Annotated in this window: 22 protein-coding genes and 1 pseudogene; 7 read left to right on the forward strand and 16 right to left on the reverse strand. The window is 71.1% G+C overall.

Annotation, left to right across the window (positions count from 1 at the left end; all coding sequences use genetic code 11):
* Nucleotides 1-19: 19 nt before the first annotated feature.
* The 3 genes from ACMYLB_RS20090 to ACMYLB_RS20100 form a co-directional block, all read right to left on the reverse strand.
* Complete coding sequence (locus ACMYLB_RS20090) at nucleotides 20-223, reverse strand: hypothetical protein (protein ID WP_415908721.1); 204 nt, start codon at nucleotides 221-223, stop codon at nucleotides 20-22.
* Nucleotides 224-430: 207 nt separating this feature from the next.
* Complete coding sequence (locus ACMYLB_RS20095; protein ID WP_415908722.1) at nucleotides 431-1,438, reverse strand: sigma-54 interaction domain-containing protein; 1,008 nt, start codon at nucleotides 1,436-1,438, stop codon at nucleotides 431-433.
* A gap of 282 nt (nucleotides 1,439-1,720) precedes the next feature.
* On the reverse strand, nucleotides 1,721-2,221 hold the full coding sequence (locus ACMYLB_RS20100; RefSeq protein ID WP_415908723.1) for a hypothetical protein: 501 nt from the start codon (nucleotides 2,219-2,221) through the stop codon (nucleotides 1,721-1,723).
* A 265-nt stretch (nucleotides 2,222-2,486) separates the two neighbouring features.
* Here ACMYLB_RS20100 and mddA point away from each other — a divergent pair, with 265 nt between their 5' ends.
* Nucleotides 2,487-3,239, forward strand: coding sequence for a methanethiol S-methyltransferase (gene mddA, locus ACMYLB_RS20105; protein WP_415908724.1), 753 nt, complete (start codon nucleotides 2,487-2,489; stop codon nucleotides 3,237-3,239).
* A 132-nt stretch (nucleotides 3,240-3,371) separates the two neighbouring features.
* Complete coding sequence (locus tag ACMYLB_RS20110; protein ID WP_415908725.1) at nucleotides 3,372-3,962, forward strand: methyltransferase domain-containing protein; 591 nt, start codon at nucleotides 3,372-3,374, stop codon at nucleotides 3,960-3,962.
* A gap of 9 nt (nucleotides 3,963-3,971) precedes the next feature.
* Here the strand turns inward: ACMYLB_RS20110 and ade are convergent.
* A pseudogene (gene ade / locus ACMYLB_RS20115) lies at nucleotides 3,972-5,611 on the reverse strand (adenine deaminase).
* A gap of 68 nt (nucleotides 5,612-5,679) precedes the next feature.
* Between ade and ACMYLB_RS20120 the strand changes: the two are divergent.
* The 3 genes from ACMYLB_RS20120 to ACMYLB_RS20130 all read left to right on the forward strand — a co-directional run bounded on the left by ACMYLB_RS20120 (nucleotide 5,680) and on the right by ACMYLB_RS20130 (nucleotide 7,925).
* Nucleotides 5,680-5,805, forward strand: coding sequence for a hypothetical protein (locus tag ACMYLB_RS20120; RefSeq protein ID WP_415908726.1), 126 nt, complete (start codon nucleotides 5,680-5,682; stop codon nucleotides 5,803-5,805).
* Complete coding sequence (locus tag ACMYLB_RS20125) at nucleotides 5,802-7,214, forward strand: trypsin-like peptidase domain-containing protein (RefSeq protein WP_415908727.1); 1,413 nt, start codon at nucleotides 5,802-5,804, stop codon at nucleotides 7,212-7,214. Before ACMYLB_RS20120 ends, ACMYLB_RS20125 begins: the two co-directional genes overlap by 4 nt.
* A 63-nt stretch (nucleotides 7,215-7,277) precedes the next feature.
* Nucleotides 7,278-7,925 carry a ClpP family protease gene (locus ACMYLB_RS20130; protein WP_415908728.1) on the forward strand — a complete coding sequence of 216 codons (648 nt, stop codon included), beginning with the start codon at nucleotides 7,278-7,280 and terminating at the stop codon, nucleotides 7,923-7,925.
* A gap of 68 nt (nucleotides 7,926-7,993) precedes the next feature.
* On the opposite strand, the gene ACMYLB_RS20135 is transcribed toward ACMYLB_RS20130, so the two are convergent.
* From ACMYLB_RS20135 to aroB, 12 genes are all read right to left on the reverse strand, one after another.
* Nucleotides 7,994-9,643, reverse strand: coding sequence for a TIGR03790 family protein (locus ACMYLB_RS20135; RefSeq protein ID WP_415908729.1), 1,650 nt, complete (start codon nucleotides 9,641-9,643; stop codon nucleotides 7,994-7,996).
* Nucleotides 9,640-10,011: a fluoride efflux transporter CrcB gene (gene crcB, locus ACMYLB_RS20140; protein ID WP_415908730.1), complete on the reverse strand. Its 372-nt coding sequence runs from the start codon at nucleotides 10,009-10,011 to the stop codon at nucleotides 9,640-9,642. The genes ACMYLB_RS20135 and crcB overlap by 4 nt, the downstream gene beginning before the upstream one ends.
* Nucleotides 10,008-11,045, reverse strand: coding sequence for a hypothetical protein (locus tag ACMYLB_RS20145; RefSeq protein ID WP_415908731.1), 1,038 nt, complete (start codon nucleotides 11,043-11,045; stop codon nucleotides 10,008-10,010). The genes crcB and ACMYLB_RS20145 overlap by 4 nt, the downstream gene beginning before the upstream one ends.
* Before the next feature lie 168 nt (nucleotides 11,046-11,213).
* Nucleotides 11,214-12,293, reverse strand: coding sequence for an N-acetylmuramoyl-L-alanine amidase family protein (locus tag ACMYLB_RS20150; RefSeq protein ID WP_415908732.1), 1,080 nt, complete (start codon nucleotides 12,291-12,293; stop codon nucleotides 11,214-11,216).
* Nucleotides 12,294-12,321: 28 nt separating this feature from the next.
* Complete coding sequence (infC, locus tag ACMYLB_RS20155; RefSeq protein WP_415908733.1) at nucleotides 12,322-12,996, reverse strand: translation initiation factor IF-3; 675 nt, start codon at nucleotides 12,994-12,996, stop codon at nucleotides 12,322-12,324.
* A 106-nt stretch (nucleotides 12,997-13,102) separates the two neighbouring features.
* The gene (locus tag ACMYLB_RS20160) at nucleotides 13,103-13,366 is read right to left on the reverse strand and encodes a HesB/IscA family protein (RefSeq protein ID WP_415911122.1); all 264 of its coding nucleotides are present in this window, start codon (nucleotides 13,364-13,366) and stop codon (nucleotides 13,103-13,105) included.
* Nucleotides 13,312-13,479, reverse strand: coding sequence for a hypothetical protein (locus tag ACMYLB_RS20165; RefSeq protein ID WP_415908734.1), 168 nt, complete (start codon nucleotides 13,477-13,479; stop codon nucleotides 13,312-13,314). Before ACMYLB_RS20165 ends, ACMYLB_RS20160 begins: the two co-directional genes overlap by 55 nt.
* Before the next feature lie 8 nt (nucleotides 13,480-13,487).
* Nucleotides 13,488-14,408 carry a 4-hydroxythreonine-4-phosphate dehydrogenase PdxA gene (pdxA, locus tag ACMYLB_RS20170; protein ID WP_415908735.1) on the reverse strand — a complete coding sequence of 307 codons (921 nt, stop codon included), beginning with the start codon at nucleotides 14,406-14,408 and terminating at the stop codon, nucleotides 13,488-13,490.
* A gap of 1 nt (nucleotide 14,409) precedes the next feature.
* Entirely contained in the window at nucleotides 14,410-14,670 is a 261-nt protein-coding gene (locus ACMYLB_RS20175) for a hypothetical protein (protein ID WP_415908736.1), read from the reverse strand.
* Nucleotides 14,622-15,152, reverse strand: coding sequence for a hypothetical protein (locus tag ACMYLB_RS20180; protein WP_415908737.1), 531 nt, complete (start codon nucleotides 15,150-15,152; stop codon nucleotides 14,622-14,624). Before ACMYLB_RS20180 ends, ACMYLB_RS20175 begins: the two co-directional genes overlap by 49 nt.
* Before the next feature lie 7 nt (nucleotides 15,153-15,159).
* Nucleotides 15,160-15,792 (reverse strand): hypothetical protein, encoded by a 633-nt coding sequence (locus ACMYLB_RS20185; protein ID WP_415908738.1) that lies wholly within the window; start codon nucleotides 15,790-15,792, stop codon nucleotides 15,160-15,162.
* 45 nt (nucleotides 15,793-15,837) lie between these two features.
* A complete protein-coding gene (gene aroB / locus ACMYLB_RS20190; protein ID WP_415908739.1) occupies nucleotides 15,838-16,929 on the reverse strand; it encodes a 3-dehydroquinate synthase in 1,092 nt (363 codons plus the stop codon).
* 166 nt (nucleotides 16,930-17,095) lie between these two features.
* Here aroB and ACMYLB_RS20195 point away from each other — a divergent pair, with 166 nt between their 5' ends.
* Both ACMYLB_RS20195 and ACMYLB_RS20200 read left to right on the forward strand, forming a co-directional pair.
* On the forward strand, nucleotides 17,096-19,252 hold the full coding sequence (locus tag ACMYLB_RS20195) for a TonB-dependent receptor (protein ID WP_415908740.1): 2,157 nt from the start codon (nucleotides 17,096-17,098) through the stop codon (nucleotides 19,250-19,252).
* Between the two features lie 100 nt (nucleotides 19,253-19,352).
* The gene (locus ACMYLB_RS20200) at nucleotides 19,353-20,561 is read left to right on the forward strand and encodes a PepSY-associated TM helix domain-containing protein (protein WP_415908741.1); all 1,209 of its coding nucleotides are present in this window, start codon (nucleotides 19,353-19,355) and stop codon (nucleotides 20,559-20,561) included.
* Nucleotides 20,562-20,583 lie beyond the last annotated feature (22 nt).

Below are 20,583 nucleotides of genomic sequence, written 5' to 3' on the forward strand. Positions count from 1 at the left end.
CCGCCCGTGTGGAGTCAGGTCAAAGGGCCGGCGCGTGCTTCGACGCGCGCTGCTTCTTGCCCGGACGCGGCGCGGCGGGTTTCACCGCGGCGGTGACGACGGGCTGGGGCGCGACGGACGGAGCGGAGGCGGTCGGGGCGACCGACACGACGGCGGGCACGGGAGCCGGCTGGGCGGCGACGGGCGCCGGCGGGTTCGTGACAGGAATAGTCTCGGGATTCATGAGGAATGAAGTTGAAGGTTGATGCGCCCGATGCGGACGCACTTTCCCTATCGCAGCGCTCGTGCCGCCGGACCGGACGGCGTCACTTCCGCACGCAGGCAAACGACTTGCCGCGGGAATCGCCTGCCTCACCCCACTCGCGCCCGCGTTCGCGCGGGGGCGGTTCCGTGCAATCTCTGCACCGCGCCGGCCCGCGCGGTGCAATTTTCAGACCGCGCCCGGCGGGCGCTCGAGCAGGCCGTAGCGCTTCAACTTGTATTGCAGCGCGCGCCGGCTGATGCCGAGCAGCCGCGCCGCCGCGGCGCGGTTCGCCGTGGCGTGCTTGATCGTCTGCGCGATGAGCAGCTTCTCCGCCTCCTCGATCGTCATGCCCGGGCGGATCGCGACGCTCGCCGCGGCGCCGTCCTGCGCGCGGATGTCGTCGGGCAGCTCGTCCACGCCGATGACGTTGCCCGACGAGGTCACGACGAGCCGCTCCACGACGTTGCGCAGCTGCCGGATGTTGCCCGGCCAGGGGAAACGCTGGCAGAGCCGCATCGCCTCCGGCGCCAGCCGCTTCGGCCGCCGGCGGTGCTTGGCGCAGAAGCGCACGAGGAAGGCCTCGATCAGCAGCGGCACGTCGTCCGCGCGCTCGCGCAGCGGTGGCACCGCGATCGGGATCACGTGCAGGCGATAGTAGAGGTCCTCGCGAAACCGGCCCGCCGCCACCGCGTCGAGCAGGTTCTTGTTCGTCGCCGCGACCACGCGCACGTCGACGCGCACGAGCTCCGTGCCGCCGACCATGCGGAACGCGCCGTCCTCCAGCACGCGCAGCAGGTCGCCCTGCCCCTTGGGCGAGAGGTCGCCGATCTCGTCGAGGAACAGCGTGCCGCCGTTCGCGAGCTGGAAGCGCCCGGGCTTGTCGGCGCGCGCGTCGGTGAACGCGCCCTTGCGGTGGCCGAACAGCTCCGCCTCCACCAGCTGCTCCGGCAGCGCCGCGCAGTTGACGAAGATGAACGGCTGCGCCGCCCGCGCACTGCGCTCGTGGATGAGCCGCGCCACGAGCTCCTTGCCCGTGCCGCTCTCGCCCTCGATCAGCACCGTCACGTCGCTGCGCGCCACCTCCTCCGCCGCGCGCCGCAGGCGCCGCATCGCCTCGCTCTCGCCGATCAACAGCGCGCCCTCGCCGTTCTCGCGCGGAGCCGTTTCCACCGCCGCTTCGAATTCGTGCGCCATGACCCCGCAATGCGCCCGCCGCGCCGCGCGCGCAAGCGCCCGCCGTGTATTCGGCGCGACGCTGCTGCCGCCGCCGCGCCGCGGGCGACGTTGAGCAGTGTCAGGCCGGCTGATGGGCCCGATGAGCAATGCTCCAAGCCCGCAGCGCCCCACGAGTAAGCCCGCCTTTGCCGCGCGCCGTGGGCGCCGCCACGCGCCACGGCAAAAATTGCACCAAAGCTCATCCGGGTCGGTGCGCCGGCTAATTTCCGCCGCGCCGCGGCGGACGGGAGGACACGCGCGTCACTTCGCCGCGACGGCGACCTGCCACTCCTCGGGCAGCTCCTGGCCGTTCGCCTTCGCGACGGCGCGGAGGAAGAACTGGCCCTTGAGCGCCTCCGGGAACGCCGCCGTCAGCATCGCGGCGAGCCCGGCGTCCTCCTTGCGGATGATGAAATAGAGCGCGAACCGGCCCTTGCCGGCGGTCTGCGTCGCCTTGAGCACTTCGAAGTCGGAGTTGATCATCGCGCGCGGCAGGCCCGAGCCGACGACGAGGCCGACGTCGAAGCTGCCGTTCGCCAGTCCCCACGCCGCGCGGTCGGCATCGGGAGCCTGGGGCTTCACCGGCACCGGTTCTTGGCAGCGCCGGCCGAGCTCGAAGGCCAGTGCCTCCGCGAACGCGGTGTGCAGGGCATCGTGCCCCGCGGCGCGGCGGTCGGCATCGACGATGGCCAGCCGCAGCGCGCGGCTGGATTCGACGCGGAGTTGGTTTTCTCGGCGCCCGGCGCCGCCGTGACGGCGCACGCCAAGGCCAGCCAGACGACAAGGGGCTTCGTGGACATGGACAACGTGGGGTTGAGGGGACTAAGCGGCCACCCGTCTCATCGGCACAGGCCGCGCGCGACTTGAGCGCGGACATCGGTGGCGCGAGCGGCGCGCGTGGCGTTTTCGCGGCGAATCGGGCCAGCAACTTGGTGAGGTTCATTCCCTGCGGCGATGGGCGAAGGCGCGCGCGCTTGCGGTGGCGCCACGCGCTGTTCCTCTCGGCGCCCGTCACCTAACCATTCCCATGCCTTCGTCCCTTCCCACCCGCTTCGCCGTGCTCGTCTACGGCCTCCTCAGCTACGCCGTATTCTTCGTCACCTTTCTCTACGCCGTCGGCTTCATCGGCAATTTCGGCGTGCCGAAGACGATCGACGGCGCACCGGTCGTGCCGCTGGCCGACGCGCTGCTCGTGAACGGGCTGCTGCTCACGCTCTTCGCCGTGCAGCACAGCGTGATGGCGCGGCCGTTCTTCAAGCGCGCCCTCGCCCGCATCCTCCCGGTCGCCGCCGAGCGCTCGACCTACGTGCTGGCGTCGTCGCTGGCGCTGATCGCGCTCTTCCGCTTCTGGCAGCCGATGGGCGGCGGCGTCTGGTCGGTCGAGCAGCCGGCGGCGCGCCTGCTGCTCCAGGTCGGCTACGGCGCCGGCTGGCTCATCGTCCTCGGCACGACCTTCCTCATCCACCACTTCGACCTCTTCGGCCTGCGCCAGGTCTGGCTCTTTTTCCGCGGGCGCGACTACACCGGCCTGAAGTTCGTCACGCCCGGACCGTATCGCCTCGTGCGCCACCCGCTCTACGTCGGCTGGCTGGTCACCTTCTGGAGCACGCCGCAGATGACGCTGGCGCACCTCTTCTTCGCGGTGATGACGACAGCCTACATCCTCGTCGCGATCCAGTTCGAGGAGCGCGACCTCGCCGACGCGCATCCGGAATATCACGACTACCGCCGCCGCACGCCGATGCTCGTCCCGCGCCTGCGCCGCGACGAGGCGAACTGACTTTCCGCCCTCGGGCCGGGCGTGTGTGCCCGCCCGGGCGGCGCGGCGGGACCCGTTCCCGCCGGGCGCACTGGGCAGTGCGCCGAGATTTCTCTTGGAACCGCACCCGCGTGGTGCGGTTCTTTCTTTGCCATGAGCCACCCGTCGCGCCCGGAGTTCTGGGATGAACGCTATGCCGCCGGCAAGACGCCGTGGGACTACGGCGGCGTCCCGCCGCAGCTCCGGCACTATCTCGCGGCGCGGCCGAACGGCGGGCGCGCGCTCGTCCCGGGCTGCGGGTCCGGCCACGAGATTGCGGCCTTCCACGCCGCCGGCTACGACGTCACCGCGATCGACTTCGCCCCCGCCGCCGTCGAGCGCGCCCGCGCCAATCTCGGGCCGCGGCTGGGCGAGCGCGTGCTGCTCGGCGATTTTTTCACCCACGATTTCGCGGCGGCGCCGTTCGACGTCATCTACGAGCGCACGTTCCTCTGCGCGCTGCCGCCGGATCTGCGCGCGCCCTACGCCGCGCGCATGCGGCAGCTGCTGGCGCCGGGCGGCGCGCTGATCGGGCTGTTCTACCTCGGCGAGGAAATGGACGGTCCGCCCTATGCCCTCCACGCGGCGGACGAAGCGCAGCTGTTCCCGCCGCACCTCCAGCAGGTGCAGGACCAGCCGGCCGCGGAACCGTTCCCGCTCTTCGGCGACAACGAGCGCTGGCGCGAATACCGCCGCGTCAGCTGACCGCCCGCCTCACTGGTTCAGCGGCACGAAACCCCACTGTGCGGCGGAGAACAGGCCGCGGTCGCTCAGCTTCAGATCGGGGATCACGAGCAGGGCCATGAACGAAAGCGTCATGAACGGCGCGTCGAGCTTGGAGCCGAGCTTCTTGGCCCCCGGTCGAGCGCGGTGTAGCGCGCCGCCACCCAGCGGCCGTCGCGATCCGACATCAGCCCCGCGATCGGCAGCGGCAGCACGGTCGCACGACCGTCGCGGCCGACGAGGCCCAGGCCGCCGCGGTGCTTGATCACGGCGTTCACCGCGCGGGCCAGCGCCGCGTCATCCGCGCCGACGGCCACGATGTTGTGCGAGTCGTGCGCGACCGAGGAGGCCAGCGCGCCGGCCTTCAGGCCGAAGCCGCGGATGAAGCCCACCGCGACCGGCGCGCGCGGCGCGTAGCGGTTGACGACCGCGATCTTCAGCAGGTCGCGCTTCGGGTCGGCGACGAACGCCCGCTCGCGCACCGTCGGCTCCTCGCGCAACCGGCGCGTGATGAGCTGGCCGTTGAGCGCCTCGATCACGTTCAGCTTCGCGCCGCCCGTCGGCCGCACCGCGAAATCCGCCGCCGTGCGCGGGCGGGCGCGGAAGCGATTCGGCGTCCGCGCGCGGAGACGCTTGAGCCGCGAGCGGCCGTTGGCCGCCACCAGCGCGCCGGCGATGTAGGTGCGCTCGACGCGGAAGTTCTTCCAGCCGTCGACGACGATGAAGTCCGCCGGATCGCCCTCGCGCAGCAGGCCGACGTCCATCCGGTAGTGCTCGACCGGGTTGACGCTGGCGGCGCGCAGGACGTCGAAGCGATCCGCGCCGGTCGCGAGCGCGCGGCGGACGTGCGCGTCGAGGTGGTGCTGCACGAGCAGGTCCGGGTGCAGGTCGTCGCAGCACAGCATCACCCGCGCGGCGTGCGTCCGCAGCAGCGGCGCCAGGGCGGCGAAGTTCCGCGCCGCCGAGCCCTCGCGGATGAGGATCTTCATCCCCGCGGCGAGCTTGTCCTGCGCCTCCTCGAGCGTGAAGCACTCGTGGTCGGTCGACGGGCCGGCGGCGGCGTAGGCGCGCGCCGGGGCGCCGCGGAGGCCGGGCGCGTGACCGTCGACCGGTTTGCCAAGTTTCCGCGCCGTCGCGATCATCGCGTGCAGCGCGGGGTCGCCGGCGAGCACGCCGGGGAAGTTCATCACCTCGGCGAGGTAGTGGACGTCGCGGCGCCGCAGCAGCCGCGCCACCGCCTTCGCGTCCAGCGCCGCGCCGGCGGTCTCGAAGATCGTGGCCGGCACGCACGAGGGCGCGCCGAAGTGGAATTTCAGCGGCGTGCGCGCACCGTCGCGGATCATGTAGTCGACGCCGGCGGCGCCGAGGACGTTGGCGATCTCGTGCGGGTCGGAGATCGTCGCCACCGTGCCGTGCACCACGGCGAGCCGCGCGAACTCCGAGGGCGGCAACAGCGAGCTCTCGATGTGGATGTGGGCGTCGACGAAGCCGGGCAGGATCAGCCGCGTCGCGCGCACGGTGTCGTCGCGGATGACACGGAAAATGCGTCCGTCGCGCCACTCGACCCGGCCTGCGTAGCAGGTTCGGGCGTGCAAATCCACGATCTGGCCGTCAAGTTTGCCGCTGTTCACCGCCCCAGATTGGGGCGACGAGCGGGTCGGGCCAATCCGCTTTTCGCGCCCCAGCGATCCGTTCCCCCATGCGCCTCACCCTGCTCGCCCGCCTCGCCCTGCTCTCGTCCTGCTTCGTCCTCGCCGCGCGCGCGGACGCCCCCAGCCCGCCGCGCCGGCGACCGGCGCCCCGGCGATCGAGAATTCGATCGTGAAGGTGTTCTCCACCGTGCGCGGCCCCGACCTGGCCCGGCCGTGGACCAAGAGCTCGCCGCGCGAGGCCTCCGGCTCGGGCGTCGTCATCGAGGGCAAGCGCATCCTGACCAACGCCCACGTCGTCCTCTACGCCAGCCAGGTCCAGGTGCAGGGCAACCAGTCGGGCGAGAAGATCCCGGCGCGGGTCGAGGCGATCGCCCCCGGCATCGACCTCGCGGTGCTGAAGCTCGACGACGAGTCGTTCTTCGACACGCGCCCGGCGCTGCCGCGCGCCAAGCAGCTGCCCGCGGTGAAGGACCCGGTCATGGCCTACGGCTTCCCCACCGGCGGCACCGGCCTCTCGATCACGAAGGGCATCGTGTCGCGCGTCGACTTCACCAACTACAACTTTCCCGTCTCCGGCCTCCGCATCCAGATCGACGCCGCGATCAATCCCGGCAACAGCGGCGGCCCCGCGCTCAGCGGCGACCAGATGATCGGCCTCGCGTTCAGCCGGCTCGGCGGCGGCGACAACATCGGCTACATCATCCCCAACGAGGAGATCGATCTCTTCCTCGCCGACATCGCCGACGGCAAATACGACGGCAAGCCGGCCGCCTTCGAGCAGCTCCAGCCGCTGCAAAATCCCGCGCTTCGCGCCTTCGCCAAAATCCCGAAGGGCACCACGGGCGTCCTCGTCACCCAGCCCGACAGCGCCGCCGCCGACTACCCGCTCCGGCGCTGGGACGTCATCACGCACATCGGCGACGCGGCGATCGACGACGAGGGCATGATCAAGCTCGGCGAGAATCTCCGTGTCGGGTTCGCCTACCGCATCCAGCACCTCGAGAAAAACGGCCGCGTGCCGCTCGCCATCCTGCGCGACGGCCACCCGCTGCAGATCGAGCTGCCCGTCGCGCGCACGCGCGCGATGCTCATCCCCTCGCTCGCGGGCGAATACCCCGCGTATTTCATCTACGGACCGCTCGTCTTCTCCACGCCGTTCGCCGAGCTGCTCTCGGTGAACACCCCGCAGGCGAGCCAGCTCTACAGCGTCCTCGGCCGCATCGGCAGTCCGCTCATCACCCGCCGCCACGAGCGCCCGGCCTTCGCGGGCGAGCAGCTCGTCGTCGTGTCCTCGCCGCTCTTCGCCCACAAGCTCGGCCGCGGCTACTCCAACCCCACCCTCCGCGTGGTCGACACCGTGAACGGCACCGCGGTCCGGAACCTCGCCCACCTCGTCGCCCTGCTGCGCGACGCCACCGGCGAGTTCGTCGTCTTCCGCTTCCACGGCGAGGGCACGGACGCGATCATCCTCCCGCGCGCCGAGGCCGTCGCCGCCACCGACGAGATCCTCAACGACAACGGCATCCGCGCCCAGGCCTCGCCCGACCTGCTCGCGGTCTGGACCGCCCGACCGGGCAAGTGAGCCGGCCTTCCCCCGCCCAAAAACGACTCGCAAAACGGCACCGCCGGTGCACGTTTCGACCCCATGTCCGCTCACAATCTCACCCGCGATTACCCGAACCCGCTCACGCCGCGCCTGGACGACGATGACGACCGCGAGGACCCGACCGTCGGCAAGACGCCGACCCCGGTGGGCGCGCAGATCCAGCGCAAGTTCCTCGAACAGCGGAAAATCTTCCTCTGGGGCGCCGTGACCGACGAATCGGCGAAGGACCTCACCGAGAAGCTCCTCTACCTCGAGGCCGTCGCGCCCGGCAAGGAGATCAACTTCTACATGAACACCCCCGGCGGCTCGATCACGGCCGGCATGGCGGTGTTCGACACCATCAAGCTCATCACCTCGCCGGTGAACGTCATCGTCACCGGCATGGCCGCCTCGATGGGTTCGATCCTGCTCAGCGCCGCGCAGAAGGGCCGCCGCTACCTCTACCCGCACGCGCGCGTGCTCATCCACCAGCCGCTCATCTCCGGCCGCTTCATCGGCCCCGCGACGGACATCAACATCCAGGCCCAGGAAATGGAGAAGATGCGCGCCGAGCTGAACCAGATCCTCGCCGAGGCCTCCGGCCAGCCGATCGAGAAGATCACCAAGGACAGCGACCGCGACTACTACCTGAACGCCAAGGAAGCCATCGCCTACGGCCTCGCCGACAAGATCGTCGACAAGATCTGAGCGCGGAGCCGCACGCCTTCATTTTCAGCCCGCCCGCGAGGGCGGGCTTTTTCTTTCCCCGCCGCGCCTCACTTCGGCAGCGACGGCGCGTTGGGCAGCGGCAGGCCCGCCGCCTGCCGCGCGAACTCCAGCGCACGGGTCATGTCGCCCGCCGCCTCCGCCACCCGGCGCGCGTCGCCGAGGGCGTGCAGCTGGGCGTCGGGATTCGGCGCGGTGGACTTCACCAGCAATTCGAAGAACGGCAGCGCCTCGCGCGCGGCGCCGTGCGCGGCCACCAGCTCGGCCGCGTGCTTCAGCAGCGGCCAGTCGGCGGCGGACACCGGCGGGAGCCGTGGCACGAAGCCCAGCGCCGTCACCGCTGCGTCCGGGCGGCCGTGCGCGATCTCGTAGCGCGCCACCGTCAGCGCCAGCGGCAGGCTCGGCCGCTCGCGCATGCCGCGCGCGAGCAGGGCGCGCGCCTCCGGGTCGAGCCCCAGCCGGTCGAGCACGGCGACCTTGCGCGCGATCACGTAGCACGCGAGCGCGGGCGGCAGCTCCGCCAGGTGCTGCATCTGTTCGTCGAGCGAGACCCGGAACGGACGGTAGAGCGGGTCGCCGATCACGACGGTCTGCCAGCTCAGCGCCGGCGTGGCGAAATACGCCGCGTCGCCCAGCGTCCGGCCCTGCGCCAGCTCGGCCAGCAGCAGGTGCGGCCGGATCGTGAACTCGAGGTAAGGCTCGAACACGTTGCCGAACGTCGCCGTCACGCCGTGGGCGAGGAACGGCCCGCACCAGAAATCCTTCGTCGTGCGCAGCGAGGCGGCGGACACGCTGTGGATGTGCAGCGCGATCGCGCCGGGCGGAAAGCGGAACTCCGGCCGCACGAACGGGCCGTTCGCCGTCAGGGCATACCAGCCGAAGTAGAGCACGGGGGCGTCGAAGCGGTCGGTGACGTCGAACATGCCGCTGCCGCCCTGCACGTCGCCGAAGAAGCCGAGGTCGACCAGCTGGTCGCGCGTCGCCTCGAGCCAGCGGTCGCCGCTGGCGTGCGGCCCGCCGAGGTCGACGTAGTAGCGGCCGATCAGGCCCTGCCGCTCCGCCTCCAGCGCGGAGGTGACGAGGTGGCGTGCGGCCGCGTCGCTCGGGCCGTCGAGGCGCGCCACCTTCACCACGAGCTCGCGGCTCACCTCCGCCGCGCGGGGCGCGTTGAAGAGCGGGTTGGGCAGCGGGCCGAGGGTCGGCGGATTGTTCTGGGCCAGCAGCGTCAGCTCGGAGTCGACGCTCGCGGCCGTGGTGCGGAACTCCTTCTGCACGCGCGCCGCGGCGCGCTCGTCGAGCGTCGTGGGATCGTGGTCGATGCGCAGCGGCGTGCCGCGACAGAGGACGAGGTAGGCGAGCTTGTGCCCGGTGATGCCGGAGCGGCGGCGGCCGAGCGGATCGAGCTGTTCGGAAAGGAAACCCTCCAGCCAGCCGCGGCGGAGCAGTTCGTCCTGCAGCGGCTGCCAGACGGAGTCGACGAACGTCCGCCAGGTGATGGTCTCCTCCGCCGGCAGCGGCAGGGCGACGAGGTTGGTCGGCGGGATGCCGCGCTGGGCGGCGTAGAACCGGCCCAATGCCACCGACTCGGGCTGGCGGGAGTTGACGAGGATGACCGTGCGCGCCGCGAGGTCGTCCGGCGCCGCGCGCGCCACCGCCACCAGGGCGAGCAGCAGCCAGACAACGCGGCCCCGGAGGTTCATGCGCGGCCGAGGCGGTAGCCGAGCCAGACGGTGAGCAGGCAGAGGGCGACCGAGAGCAGGACGTTCAGCGCCGCCGCGAGCCACTGGCCGCGCAGCAGCTGGTCCAGCGTCTGCCAGCTGAAGGTGGAGAACGTGGTGAAGCCGCCGCAGAAGCCGACCACAAGCAGGCTCTGCATCCGGGCCGCCGGCGCGGGCTCGAGCGCGCCGAGGCGCGCCATCAGCCAGCCGATCAGGAGCGAGCCGGCGGCGTTGATGAGCAGCGTGCCCCAGGGGAAGCGCGTCCCGGCGAAGGCGTGGCCCGCGAGCGCGCGGAGGACGGAGCCGAGCGCGCCGCCGAGGGCGATCCAGAGCAGCGCGGCGGGCGTCACGACGACGGGGTTTCCACCGGCATCGGTTTCCCGGGGGCCGGCGCGGACTTGGTCTGGCGGCGGACGAGTTGCTCGCGCAGGAAGGTGTCGAGCGGGGCGGATTTCCAGGCCGTCACCCAGAGGCGGGCGAGCATCTGGCCGCCGGCGAGGAGCTGGCCCTCGAAGAAGGCGCGCGCCTCGGGCGTGACCGGCAGCTCGGGCTTGTTGCCGAGGAGGCCGGCCTTCTCGAGCTGGTAGAGCGGCTCGACCTTCGCGTGCTGCGCGAGGATGTAGTCCATCACGGCCACGAAGAGCGGATCGCGATCGTCGGCGCGCTGCGGCAGCGGCATCGGCTCCGCCACGGTGACGCGCGCCTGGAGGTCGGTGGCCTTGAGCCCGGCCTTGGCGAGGAAGCCGCCGTCGCACCAGGTGTGGATCCGCGGCCAGGTGCTGTAGCCGTTCGGGTTGGGGCCGACCCAGCCGTTGTGGTGCACGGTGGTGTGGAGCGGCTGCGCGCAGTCGGCGACGCTGTGGCCGAGCAGGCCCATGGCGTAGAGGACGTCGGCCTGGGCGTTGGCGATCTCGGAAGGCGTGCCGCCGACTTCCTGGTAGGCCTTGAGGTAGCCGAAGGCGGAGCGGAGCTTGTGGAAATTCTCGGTGATGGCCCATGGGGCGAAGCCGGGCCACTCGCTGGTGTGGCCGGCGTTCTTGGTCGGATCGACCATGGCAAACCGCTCCGCGTGCGCGATGCGGCCGGCGGCGAACATCAGCGCGAAATCGAGGCGGAGTGAGGGCACCGTCTTCGGGTCGAGGCCGGCATCGGGCAGCTGCTCGAGGTCGAGGAAGTGGTCGGTCCAGCTCCCGCCCACCTGCTTGAGCGCGGGGTCGACGTTGCGCCAGCGGTCCGGCACGTTCGCCATGTGCAGGATGCGGTCGGTCGCGGCGGCGTCGCGGGCGAAGACGGGGAAATCGGCCGGCAGCGCGTAGAGGGCGACCTGATTGACGATGCGGTGCCCCTCGGCGTCCCAAGCCTGCGCGAGGGTGGCGGCGCCCAAGGCCCCGGCCAGGAGGGTAAGACGAAACGATGACAACATACCCGCCATTCAGCGCGCCTGCGGCAGGGAGGCCAGTCTGATTTCGACCGGGCGGGACGCGCTGCGACCAGCGGCGTCGGGCTCACGACGAAGCCGGCCGAACCCGCCGACGAACCGGCGGGGCCCGCGTCAGTTTTTCGGCGCCGGCCGGAGCTTTTCGAGCTGGTCGCTGTAGGCGTCGATGCCGGCCACGATCGACTCGGCGATCCGCTGGCGGAACTCCGGCCGGGCGACCCGGCGCGCCTCCTCGTCGCTGGAGAGATAGGCGCACTCGACGAGCACGCCGGGAGAGCGGAGCGTGCGCAGCACGGCCCAGCGCGCGCGCTTGTAGCCGCGGTCGGGCGTCTCGACGCCACGGACCATCGCGCGATGCAGGGCGAAGCCGAGGAGCAGGTTGGCGTGGTCGTAGCGGTTGCCGGGCAGCGCGCGCGGCGTGTCGTCGTCGGGCTCCGTCGCCGCGGTCGAGAGCATGTGCTGCGGCGTGAGGGTGTAGGTCTCGACGCCCTGGATGGACTCGGGGGCGTTGTTGAAGTGGATGCTGACGAAGAGGTCGGCGAGCGCCTTGTTGGCGAAGTCGGCGCGCAGCGGCAGATCGACGCGGGGGTTGCTGGAGAAGCGCGTGTCGCCTTCGCGCGTCATCTTCACGCGGTAGCCGCGGGCCTCGAGCAGCTTTTTCACGCGCAGCGCGACGTCGAGGGCGGCGGCCTTCTCGGTGATGCCGACGCGGCGGTTGTCGGTGCCGGGGTCGGTGCCGCCGTGGCCGGGATCGAGCACGATGAGGCGGGGCGGGCCGACCGGCAGCTGGCCGGCGAGGTCGGCCGGGCGCAGGAGCGGCAGGAGGGTCTTCTCGGCGTCGAGCTTCGTGATCCAGAGGCTGCCCGCGGAGCCGACGACCGGCTTGCCCATATGGATGCGGATGCCGTCGAGGTGGAAGTCGCGCTCGACGTCCTCGAACACGCAGCGCGGGCCGCCGGCGTCGGCCAGGGTCGCCTTCTTGCCGGCGAGGGTGAACTTCAGACCGAGCTTTTTCGCGATGACGGCGAGGTCGAGGTATTCGTCGCCGTAAAGGCGGGCGCTCGGCCACTCGATCGTCCCGAGCACGGCGCCGGGGCGGGTCGGCGCGGCGCGGACCGGGGCGGGAGTCTGCCGGGCGCACACGCCGGCCGTCGCAGCGAGCAGCGCGAACGCGGCGGCGAGGACCCGGATCATGCTCGGCGGCGCCGTGGGGCGGCGCGCGTCAGGCTTCCGGCGCGGCGGCGGCGCCGTGATCGCCGCCGGCACCGGCCGGCGGCTGCGCCGGCGCGGATTCGCGGACGTGATACTTCGGCTTGCGCTTGTTCACCGGGTTGGGCGTGAGCATGACGTTGATCTGCTTGCCGTTCAGCTTCGGCGGCGCGTCCGGGTGGCCCATCGTCTCGAGCTCCTTGAGGGCGCGGTTCATGACGTCGAAGCCCATCTCGGTGTGGGCCATCTCGCGGCCGCGGAACTTGAGGCGGAGCTTCACCTTGTTGCCCTCGTCGAGGAACTCCTCGGCGTGGCGGACCTTGGTTTCGAAATCGTGCTTCTCGATGCGGACCGTGAACTCGATTTCCTTGAGCTTCGTGCCGGCCGGCTTCGAATGGGCGTGCTTCTTCTGCTCCTCGTAGATGTATTTGCCGAAGTCCATGATGCGGCACACCGGGGGGACGGCGGCGGACGCGACTTCGACGAGGTCGAGATTGAACTGCTGCGCGAGGGCGAGCGCCTTCGGCGTGTCGAGGATGCCGAGCTGGCGGCCTTCGGGGGAAATGACGCGCACCTGGGGGGATTTGATGCGCGCGTTACGCTTGATGTGAGCGTAGGGGTCGTTGTTGCGCGGAGCGCCGCGATTGTAGGGCTGGCGGGGACCGCCGGAGGAGGAAGGAAGTGCCATTAAGTAGGTTTGCTGAACCGAGTAGGTCGGGGCGTGTTGTTGTCGCGAAGCCGGGTGATGACAACCCCTTTTTGAGCGGGTTTCGCCCGGGGAAGGGCCGGCCGCGTCACACGCTGAAGCTCTCGCCGCAGGAGCAGGAAGCCTTGGCGTTGGGATTGGCGAACTTGAACCCGCCGCCCACCATCTGGTGCGAGTAATCGAGCACCGTGCCCTTGAGGTAGAGCGCCGTCTTCGGGTCCACGACCACCTGCGCGCCGGCGGTGCGCACGAGGATGTCGCCGCGCCGCGGCTCGGCGACGAAGCGGAGCTTGTAGCTCAGCCCGTTGCACCCGCCGCCGGTGATGGCGATGCGCAGGAAATCCCCTGCGATTCGCGCGCGATGAGCGCCGCGACCTTCGCGCCGGCATCGGGCGTGAGGCGGACGAGGTTCTCGTTACCTTCGCGGACGCCTTCGGGCAATGTGACTGGAGCGGCGGGGACCACGCGCAGAGTTATTGCCGGGCGCGGAGATTTATCAAGCGCCGGGCTGTGGCCACGGCGTTGGCGAAGCTCCGGGCGCTCGCCTTCCCCTGCCCCGCCAGCCCGAAGGCCGTGCCGTGGTCGGGGCTCGTGCGCACGAAGGGCAGGCCGAGGGTGATGTTCACGGAGTCGTCGAAATCGATGACCTTGAGCGGCGCGAGGCCCTGGTCGTGGTAGAGGGCCACCACGACGTCGAACTCGCCGCGCAGCGCGCGGGCGAAGAGCGTGTCGCCGGGCTGGCAGAGCGACAGGCCGGGAAACTCGCCGCGCAGCTTCGCCAGCGCCGGGTTGAGGAAATCGCGCTCCTCGAGCCCGAGCAGGCCGCCCTCGCCGGCGTGCGGGTTCAGGCCGCAGACGCCGATGCGCGGCGCGGCGAGGCCGTCGGCCCGGGCCAGCTGGTCGGCCGCGGCGATGGTGCGGTGCAGGAGCTGCGGACCGAGCTGCTGCGGCACCTCGACGAGCGGCACGTGCCACGTGGCGAGCGCCACGCGCAGCCGGCCGCCGCCAAAGCACATCACCGGCTCGCCGCCCCAGCGCGCGGCGAAGAACTCGGTCTGCCCGGGAAACTCGTAGCCGATGGCGGCGAGGCGCTCCTTGCTCACCGGGCCGGTGACGACGCCGGAAAATTCACCGGCCTGCGTGCCCGCCGCCGCCCGCTCCATCGCGGCCCAGGCCAGCAGCGCGCCGTCGCCATCGGGCCGGCCGGGCGTGGCGGTAAAATCCTCGAGGCCGACCGCGATCTTCGCGCCGCACGTCGGCAGGGTGTCGAGCCAGCGCGCCGGACCGATGACGGCCACGTCCGCCGCTTCGGCCGGATGCGCGGCCAGCCAGGCCGCGATGATCTCGGGGCCGACGCCCGCCGGGTCGCCGCAGGTGAATGCGAGGTGCGCCATGTCAGTCCGCCGCCGGCTCCTCCGCGCCGTGCGCCGCGGGCCGGGCGAAGCTGCGTTTGCCGCCGGCGAAGAACTCGAGGAAGCGGCGCGCCTCGGCGCTTTGCGCGCCGCCGAGTTTCGCGGCGGCCCGCGGGCGCGGGTCGCCGCCGGCGAAGACGTGCGCGTAGCAGGCCTTGATCTCCAGGATGGTGGCGCGGGGGAAGCCGCGGCGCTTCAGGCCCACGAGATTGAAACCCGGCACCTCGTCGCGCTCGGCGACCATGAGGAAGGGGCGACGTCCTTCGTCAGGCGCGTGAGCCCGCCGACCATCACGCCTTCGCCGATGCGCACGAACTGGTGGATGCCCGCGCCGCCGCCGACAAAGGTGAAGCTGCCCACGCTGACGTGGCCCGCGAGCATGACGTTGTTCGCCAGCACGACGTCGTCCGCCACCGCGCAATCGTGCCCGACGTGCACGTTGGCCATGAGGAAGCAGCGCGCGCCGACGACGGTGTTCTTGCCGGCGTAGATCGAGCGGTTGAGCGTGCAATGCTCCCGGATGACCGTGCCGGCACCGACCACCACGCCGCTCGCAGTGGCGGGATCGAACTTCAGGTATTGCGGGTCGCCGCCGACGACGGCGAACGGGTGCACGGTCACGCCGTCGCCGAGCACGGCGTGCTTCGTCACGATCGCGTGGGCGTGGAGGGTGCAGTTGGCGCCGAGCTGCGCGCCCGGCTCGACGATCGCGGTGGGATGGATCACGGGAAAATCACTCCTTGCCCCGGCGGCTGGCGACGCGCTCGCTGAGCAGGTCGAGCTGCGGATCCTGCAGCAGGTCGTAGTTCTTCAGCACGCGGATGAGCTGCAGGGTGTCGCTCTTGCCGTAGTTGCGGTTGAGTTCCACCTTGTCGATCAGGTCGAGCAGCATGGCGCGGAACGAGATCACGGCGTCGACGCCCTTCTCCTTCAGCATCGCCACCGCCTGCGAGCGGAACGGCTCCGCGGTCGGCAGGCCGGGCAGGACGAGGATCTTCAGCAGGCCGGCGCCGTCCGGATCCTCGGTCTCGCTGGGAAAGAGGCGCGACGCCTCCTTGAGGACGCTCTGCTCGAGGAAGCGGAAAATCTCCGGCTGGTTGCGCAGCGTGCTCGGCGTGAAGCGCCCGGCGGCGTGCCAGCCCTTGATGCTGATCACCGCGCGGTGGACGAACGGCAGCTCGTTGGCGAAGAGGAAGAAGTCGGGCTTGCGCGAGCCGCGCTGCCAGGTCGGGTTGAACACGACGAGGTCGATCACTTCGTCCGCCGCGCCCTTGCGGGCGGTCAGCGCGTATTTGCGCGCCTGGCGCACGAAGAAGCCGGCTTGCTCGAAGTATTCGCGGACGATGCCCTCGTCGATGGCTGACATGGGAAGGCCAACCTAGCGCCCGGCGCGGCGAGCGCAGTCAAAAAATCACCCGGCCGCGCCGACCTCGCGCCAGACCTGCTCCACCGGCGCCACCGGCACGTCGCCGCGGGTCGCGGCGCGGCCGAGCGCCGCGAGGACGACGAAGCGCAGCCGGCCGTCGCGGTTTTTCTTGTCGCGCGCCATCGCGTCGAACAAGGCCGCCATCGGCAGCGGCTCGCGCAGGCGCACAGGCAGGCCGTGGGCGGCCACGACGCGCTCCACGCGCACGACCGCCGCCTCGTCGACGAGGCCAAGCTCGCGCGACAGCCGCGCGGCGGCGGCGAGGCCGATCGCCACCGCTTCGCCGTGCAGGTAGGAGCCGTAACCGGCGACGTTCTCGATCGCGTGGCCGAAGGTGTGGCCGAGATTCAGCAGCGCGCGGCCGCCTTCGGGCGCCGTCTCGCGCGGATCGGCCTGCACGACCTGCGCCTTGATCTCGCAGCAGCGCCGCACGGTCGCGAGCAAGTCGGGATGCGCGAGCGTGAGCGGCCGGGCCTCGAGTCGGTCGAACAGGGCCGCGTCCGCCAGCAGGCCGTATTTCACCACCTCGGCCGCCCCGGCCGCGAACTCGCGCGGCGGCAGCGTGCGCAGAAAATCCGCGCAGGCATACACCGCGCGCGGGTGATGGAACGCCCCGGCGAGGTTCTTGCCGGCCTTGAGATTCAACCCCGTCTTCCCGCCCACCGAGCTGTCGACCATCGCCAGCAGCGTCGTCGGGACTTGCACGTAGTCGATGCCCCGCAGGTAGCTCGCCGCGGCAAAGCCGGCGAGGTCGCCCACCACGCCCCCGCCGATGGCCCAGAGGACGCCGCGGCGGTCGAGGCGGTGCCGGGCGAGGAATTCCCACACCTCGGCCAGCTGCGCGACCGTCTTCGTGCCCTCTCCGGCCGGCAAGACCAGCACCGGGGCATCCGCAAATACGTCTCCCGGGGCGAGCCCCAGAACCTTGGCGACCGAGGCATCCGTCACGACCGCCGCCGCGCGCCCCGTCCAGGTCGGCTCGGCGAACGCAGCTTTCAGCGCCTCCAGCGCCGCCCCCGTGCGCAAATGGATCGGGTAGCGATGATCAGGCAGCTGGACTTCGAGGGGAGCGAGCACAGGGACCTTAGAGCGCAAACACTTGCGACGGTCAAACCGCGTTTCGGTCATGCGCGTTTTATGCGGTTTTTCGGTCATTTTGAGACAAATTCTCAAATCTCACTTGACGTGAGATTGGGTCGCATGTGCAGTGCGACCCGTTCTCAATTTACCTGCACCGCCTTCCATGAAACTCCACGCGCTCCTCCTTTCCTACCGCTCCGCCGTGTGTGCCGCGCTCGCCGTCTGCGGCGCGCACACGGCCCTGGCTGCCGCCGACGCCGGCGACACGCCGAGCTACCTGCCTCCGTCCAACGAGGTCGTCCGCCTCGCCCAGTTCGAGGTGAACGGCCAAAAGGCAAAGAACGTCTATACCGTCCAGCGCAGCGTCACCGCGACCAAGACGGACACGGCGCTCGTCGACGTCCCGCAATCGATCTCGGTCATCACCCGCGAGCTGATCGACGACCAGGCGATGCAGAACATCGGCGACGTCACGCGCTACGTGCCGGGCGTCGGCATCGCCCAGGGCGAGGGCAACCGCGACACGCCGGTCCTCCGCGGCAACAGCACCACCGCCGACTTCTTCATCGATGGCGTCCGCGACGACGTCCAATATTTCCGCGACCTCTACAACGTCGACCGCGTCGAGGTGCTGAAGGGCCCCAACGCCATGATTTTCGGCCGCGGCGGCTCCGGCGGCCTCATCAACCGGGCGACGAAACTCGCCAACGGCCGCACCCACCGCGAAGCCACGATCCAGATCGGCTCCTGGGAGCAATACCGCGGCACGCTCGACTTCGGCGACAAGCTCACCAACGCGCTCTCCTACCGCGTGACCGGCCTCTACGAGGACAGCGGCAGCTACCGCGACGACGTCACCGTGAAGCGCTCCGGCGTCAACCCGACCTTCCGCTACGACCTCTCGCGCGCCACCACGCTACGCTTCGGCTACGAATACTTCCACGACGAGCGCGTCGCCGACCGCGGCATCTCGTCCTTCCAGGGCCGTCCGCTCGCCGTCGATCCGTCGACGTTCTTCGGCAACCCCGCGCAAAGCCACGTCGAGGCCTCGGTCCACACCGCGTTCTTCACCGTCGACCACCGCTTCAACGCCGCCATCACCCTGCGCAACCACACCCGCTACTCCACCTACGACAAGTTCTACCAGAACGTCTTCCCGGGCGCCGTGAACGCCGCCGGCACCACCGTCGCGATCCAGGGCTACAACAACGCCACGCAGCGCGACAACGTCTTCAACCAGACCGACCTCGTCTGGAACCTCGACGCCGGCAGCCTCCAGCACCAGATCCTCACCGGCGTCGAGCTCGGCCGCCAGGTCACCGACAATTTCCGCAACACCGCCTACTTCGACTCCGTCGCCGTCGGCACCACCTCGATCCAGGTCCCGCTCGCCAACCCGCGCACGACCATCCCGGCGGTGTTCCGCCAGAGCGCGACCGACGCCGACAACCACGGCGTCGCCCGCACCGTCGGCGTCTACGCGCAGGACCAGCTCCAGCTCACGCCGCAGCTCCTCGGCCTCGTCGGCGTCCGCTACGACCGCTTCGCCGTCGATTTCGACAACCACCGCAACGCGACCTCGCTCGATGTCACCGACGAGATGCTCTCGCCGCGCGCCGGCCTCGTCCTCAAGCCCGCGACGAACCTCTCGCTCTACGCCAGCTACAGCATGTCGTTCGTGCCGCGCGCCGGCGAACAGCTTAGCTCCCTCAGCCTTACCAACCGCAACCTCGATCCCGAGGAATTCAAGAATTACGAGGTCGGCCTCAAGTGGGAGCCGCGCCGCGACTTCGCCGTCACCGCCGCCGCCTACCGCCTCGACCGCACCAACGTCGCCATCACCGACCCCGCCGACTCCACCAAGATGCTGCTCACCGACGGCCAGCGCACCAAGGGCGTCGAGCTCGGCCTCACCGGTCGCCTCTCCCGCAACTGGAGCATCGCCGGCGGCTACGCCTACCAGGACGGCAGCTTCCTCTCCACCCAGTCCGCCACCATCCGGGCCGGCGCCCGCCTCGCCCAGCTGCCCCGGCACACCTTCTCGCTCTGGAACCGCTACGACGTGAGCCGCGACTGGGGCTTCGGCCTCGGCGCCATCTACCGCGACGAGATCTTCGCCTCCGCGGACAACACCGTGCGCCTGCCGGGCTTCGTCCGCTTCGACGCCGCCGCGTTCTACCGCCTCAACGACCGCGTCCGCGCGCAGCTCAACGTCGAGAACCTCCTCGATCGCGACTACGACGCCACCGCCAACAGCAACACCAACATCACGCCCGGCTCCCCGCGCGCCTTCCGCGTGAGCGTCACCACCACCTTCTGAGTGCTCCGGGGCGCGCGGGTCCACCGCGATCCGCGCGCCCCGCTTTGAATTTCCCCGCGCCTCGCTCGCCCCGTTTCCCGCCGCGCTTCCCGTTCGCCGCATGCCGCTGCTCCGCTCCGTCCTCTTCTGGCTCCACCTCGCCGCCGGCCTGATCGCCGGCCTGGTGATCGGCGTCATGTGCGCCACCGGCGCCGCCCTGGCCTTCGAGAAGGAACTCGTCGCCTGGGCGGAGCGCGACGCGCGCCGGGTCGATATCCCGGCGTCGTCCGCGCGCCTCCCGCTCGCCGAACTCACCCGGCGCGTCCGCACCGCGCACCCGGCCGCGCGCCCGACCGCCGTCATCGTCTCCGCCGATCCGCGCGCCGCGGTGACCTTCCAGCTCGGCCGCGACGGCGCGCTCTACGCCGATCCCTACACCGGCGCGATCCGCACGCCCGCCTCGACCCGCGTCCGCGACTTCCTCCACACGCTCGAGGAATGGCACCGCTGGCTCGCGCTGGGCGACGACCGCCGCCCCATCGGCAAGGCCGTCAACGGCGCCGGCAACCTCGCCTTCTGCTTCCTCGCGCTCTCCGGCCTCTACCTCTGGTGGCCGCGCTCCTGGTCCGTGCGCGGCTTCAAGACCGTCGCCCTCCTCAACGGGCGCCTCACAGGCAAGGCCCGCGATTTCAACTGGCACAACGCCGTCGGCCTCTGGTGCGCGCCCGTGCTCATCGCGCTCACGCTGACGGCGCTGCCGATCTCCTACCGCTGGGCCTCGAACGGCGTCTTCCAGGTCTTCGGCGAAACCCCGCCGCCGCCCGGACCCGCCGCCGCTCCCGCCGGTCCCGCGCTCGCGATCGTCCGCCCCGAGGACACGCCCCCGCTCGACCCCGACGCGCTCCTCGCCCGCGCCCGCGCCCTCGCGCCCGACGCGGAGTCCTTCACGCTCCGCCTCGCCGCCGGCAATGGCGGACGCGAGGCACGCCACCCCGACGCCAACGCCGCCGCGCCGGCCCGCCCGTCCTCGCCGCCGCCAGCGACCGTCGTCATCCGCACCCCCGGCGCCTGGCCGCGCACGGCCGCGACCACGCTTTACCTGCATCCCTTCACCGGCGAGCTGCTTCGCCGCGAGTCGTTCGGCGATCTCACGCCCGGCCGCCGCGCGCGCACGTGGACGCGCTTCCTCCACACCGGCGAGGCGCTCGGCCTCGGCAGCCAGCTCGTCGCCGCCCTCGCCTGCCTCGGCGGCTGCCTCCTGGTCTACACCGACTTCGCCCTCGCCTGGCGGCGGTTCCTCCCGCGCCGCGACGCCTCCCGCGCCACCTGAACTTTTCTCCATGTCGCCCCAC

It is taken from the genome of Oleiharenicola sp. Vm1 (genome assembly GCF_047777955.1).
Lineage (GTDB): Bacteria > Verrucomicrobiota > Verrucomicrobiia > Opitutales > Opitutaceae > Didemnitutus.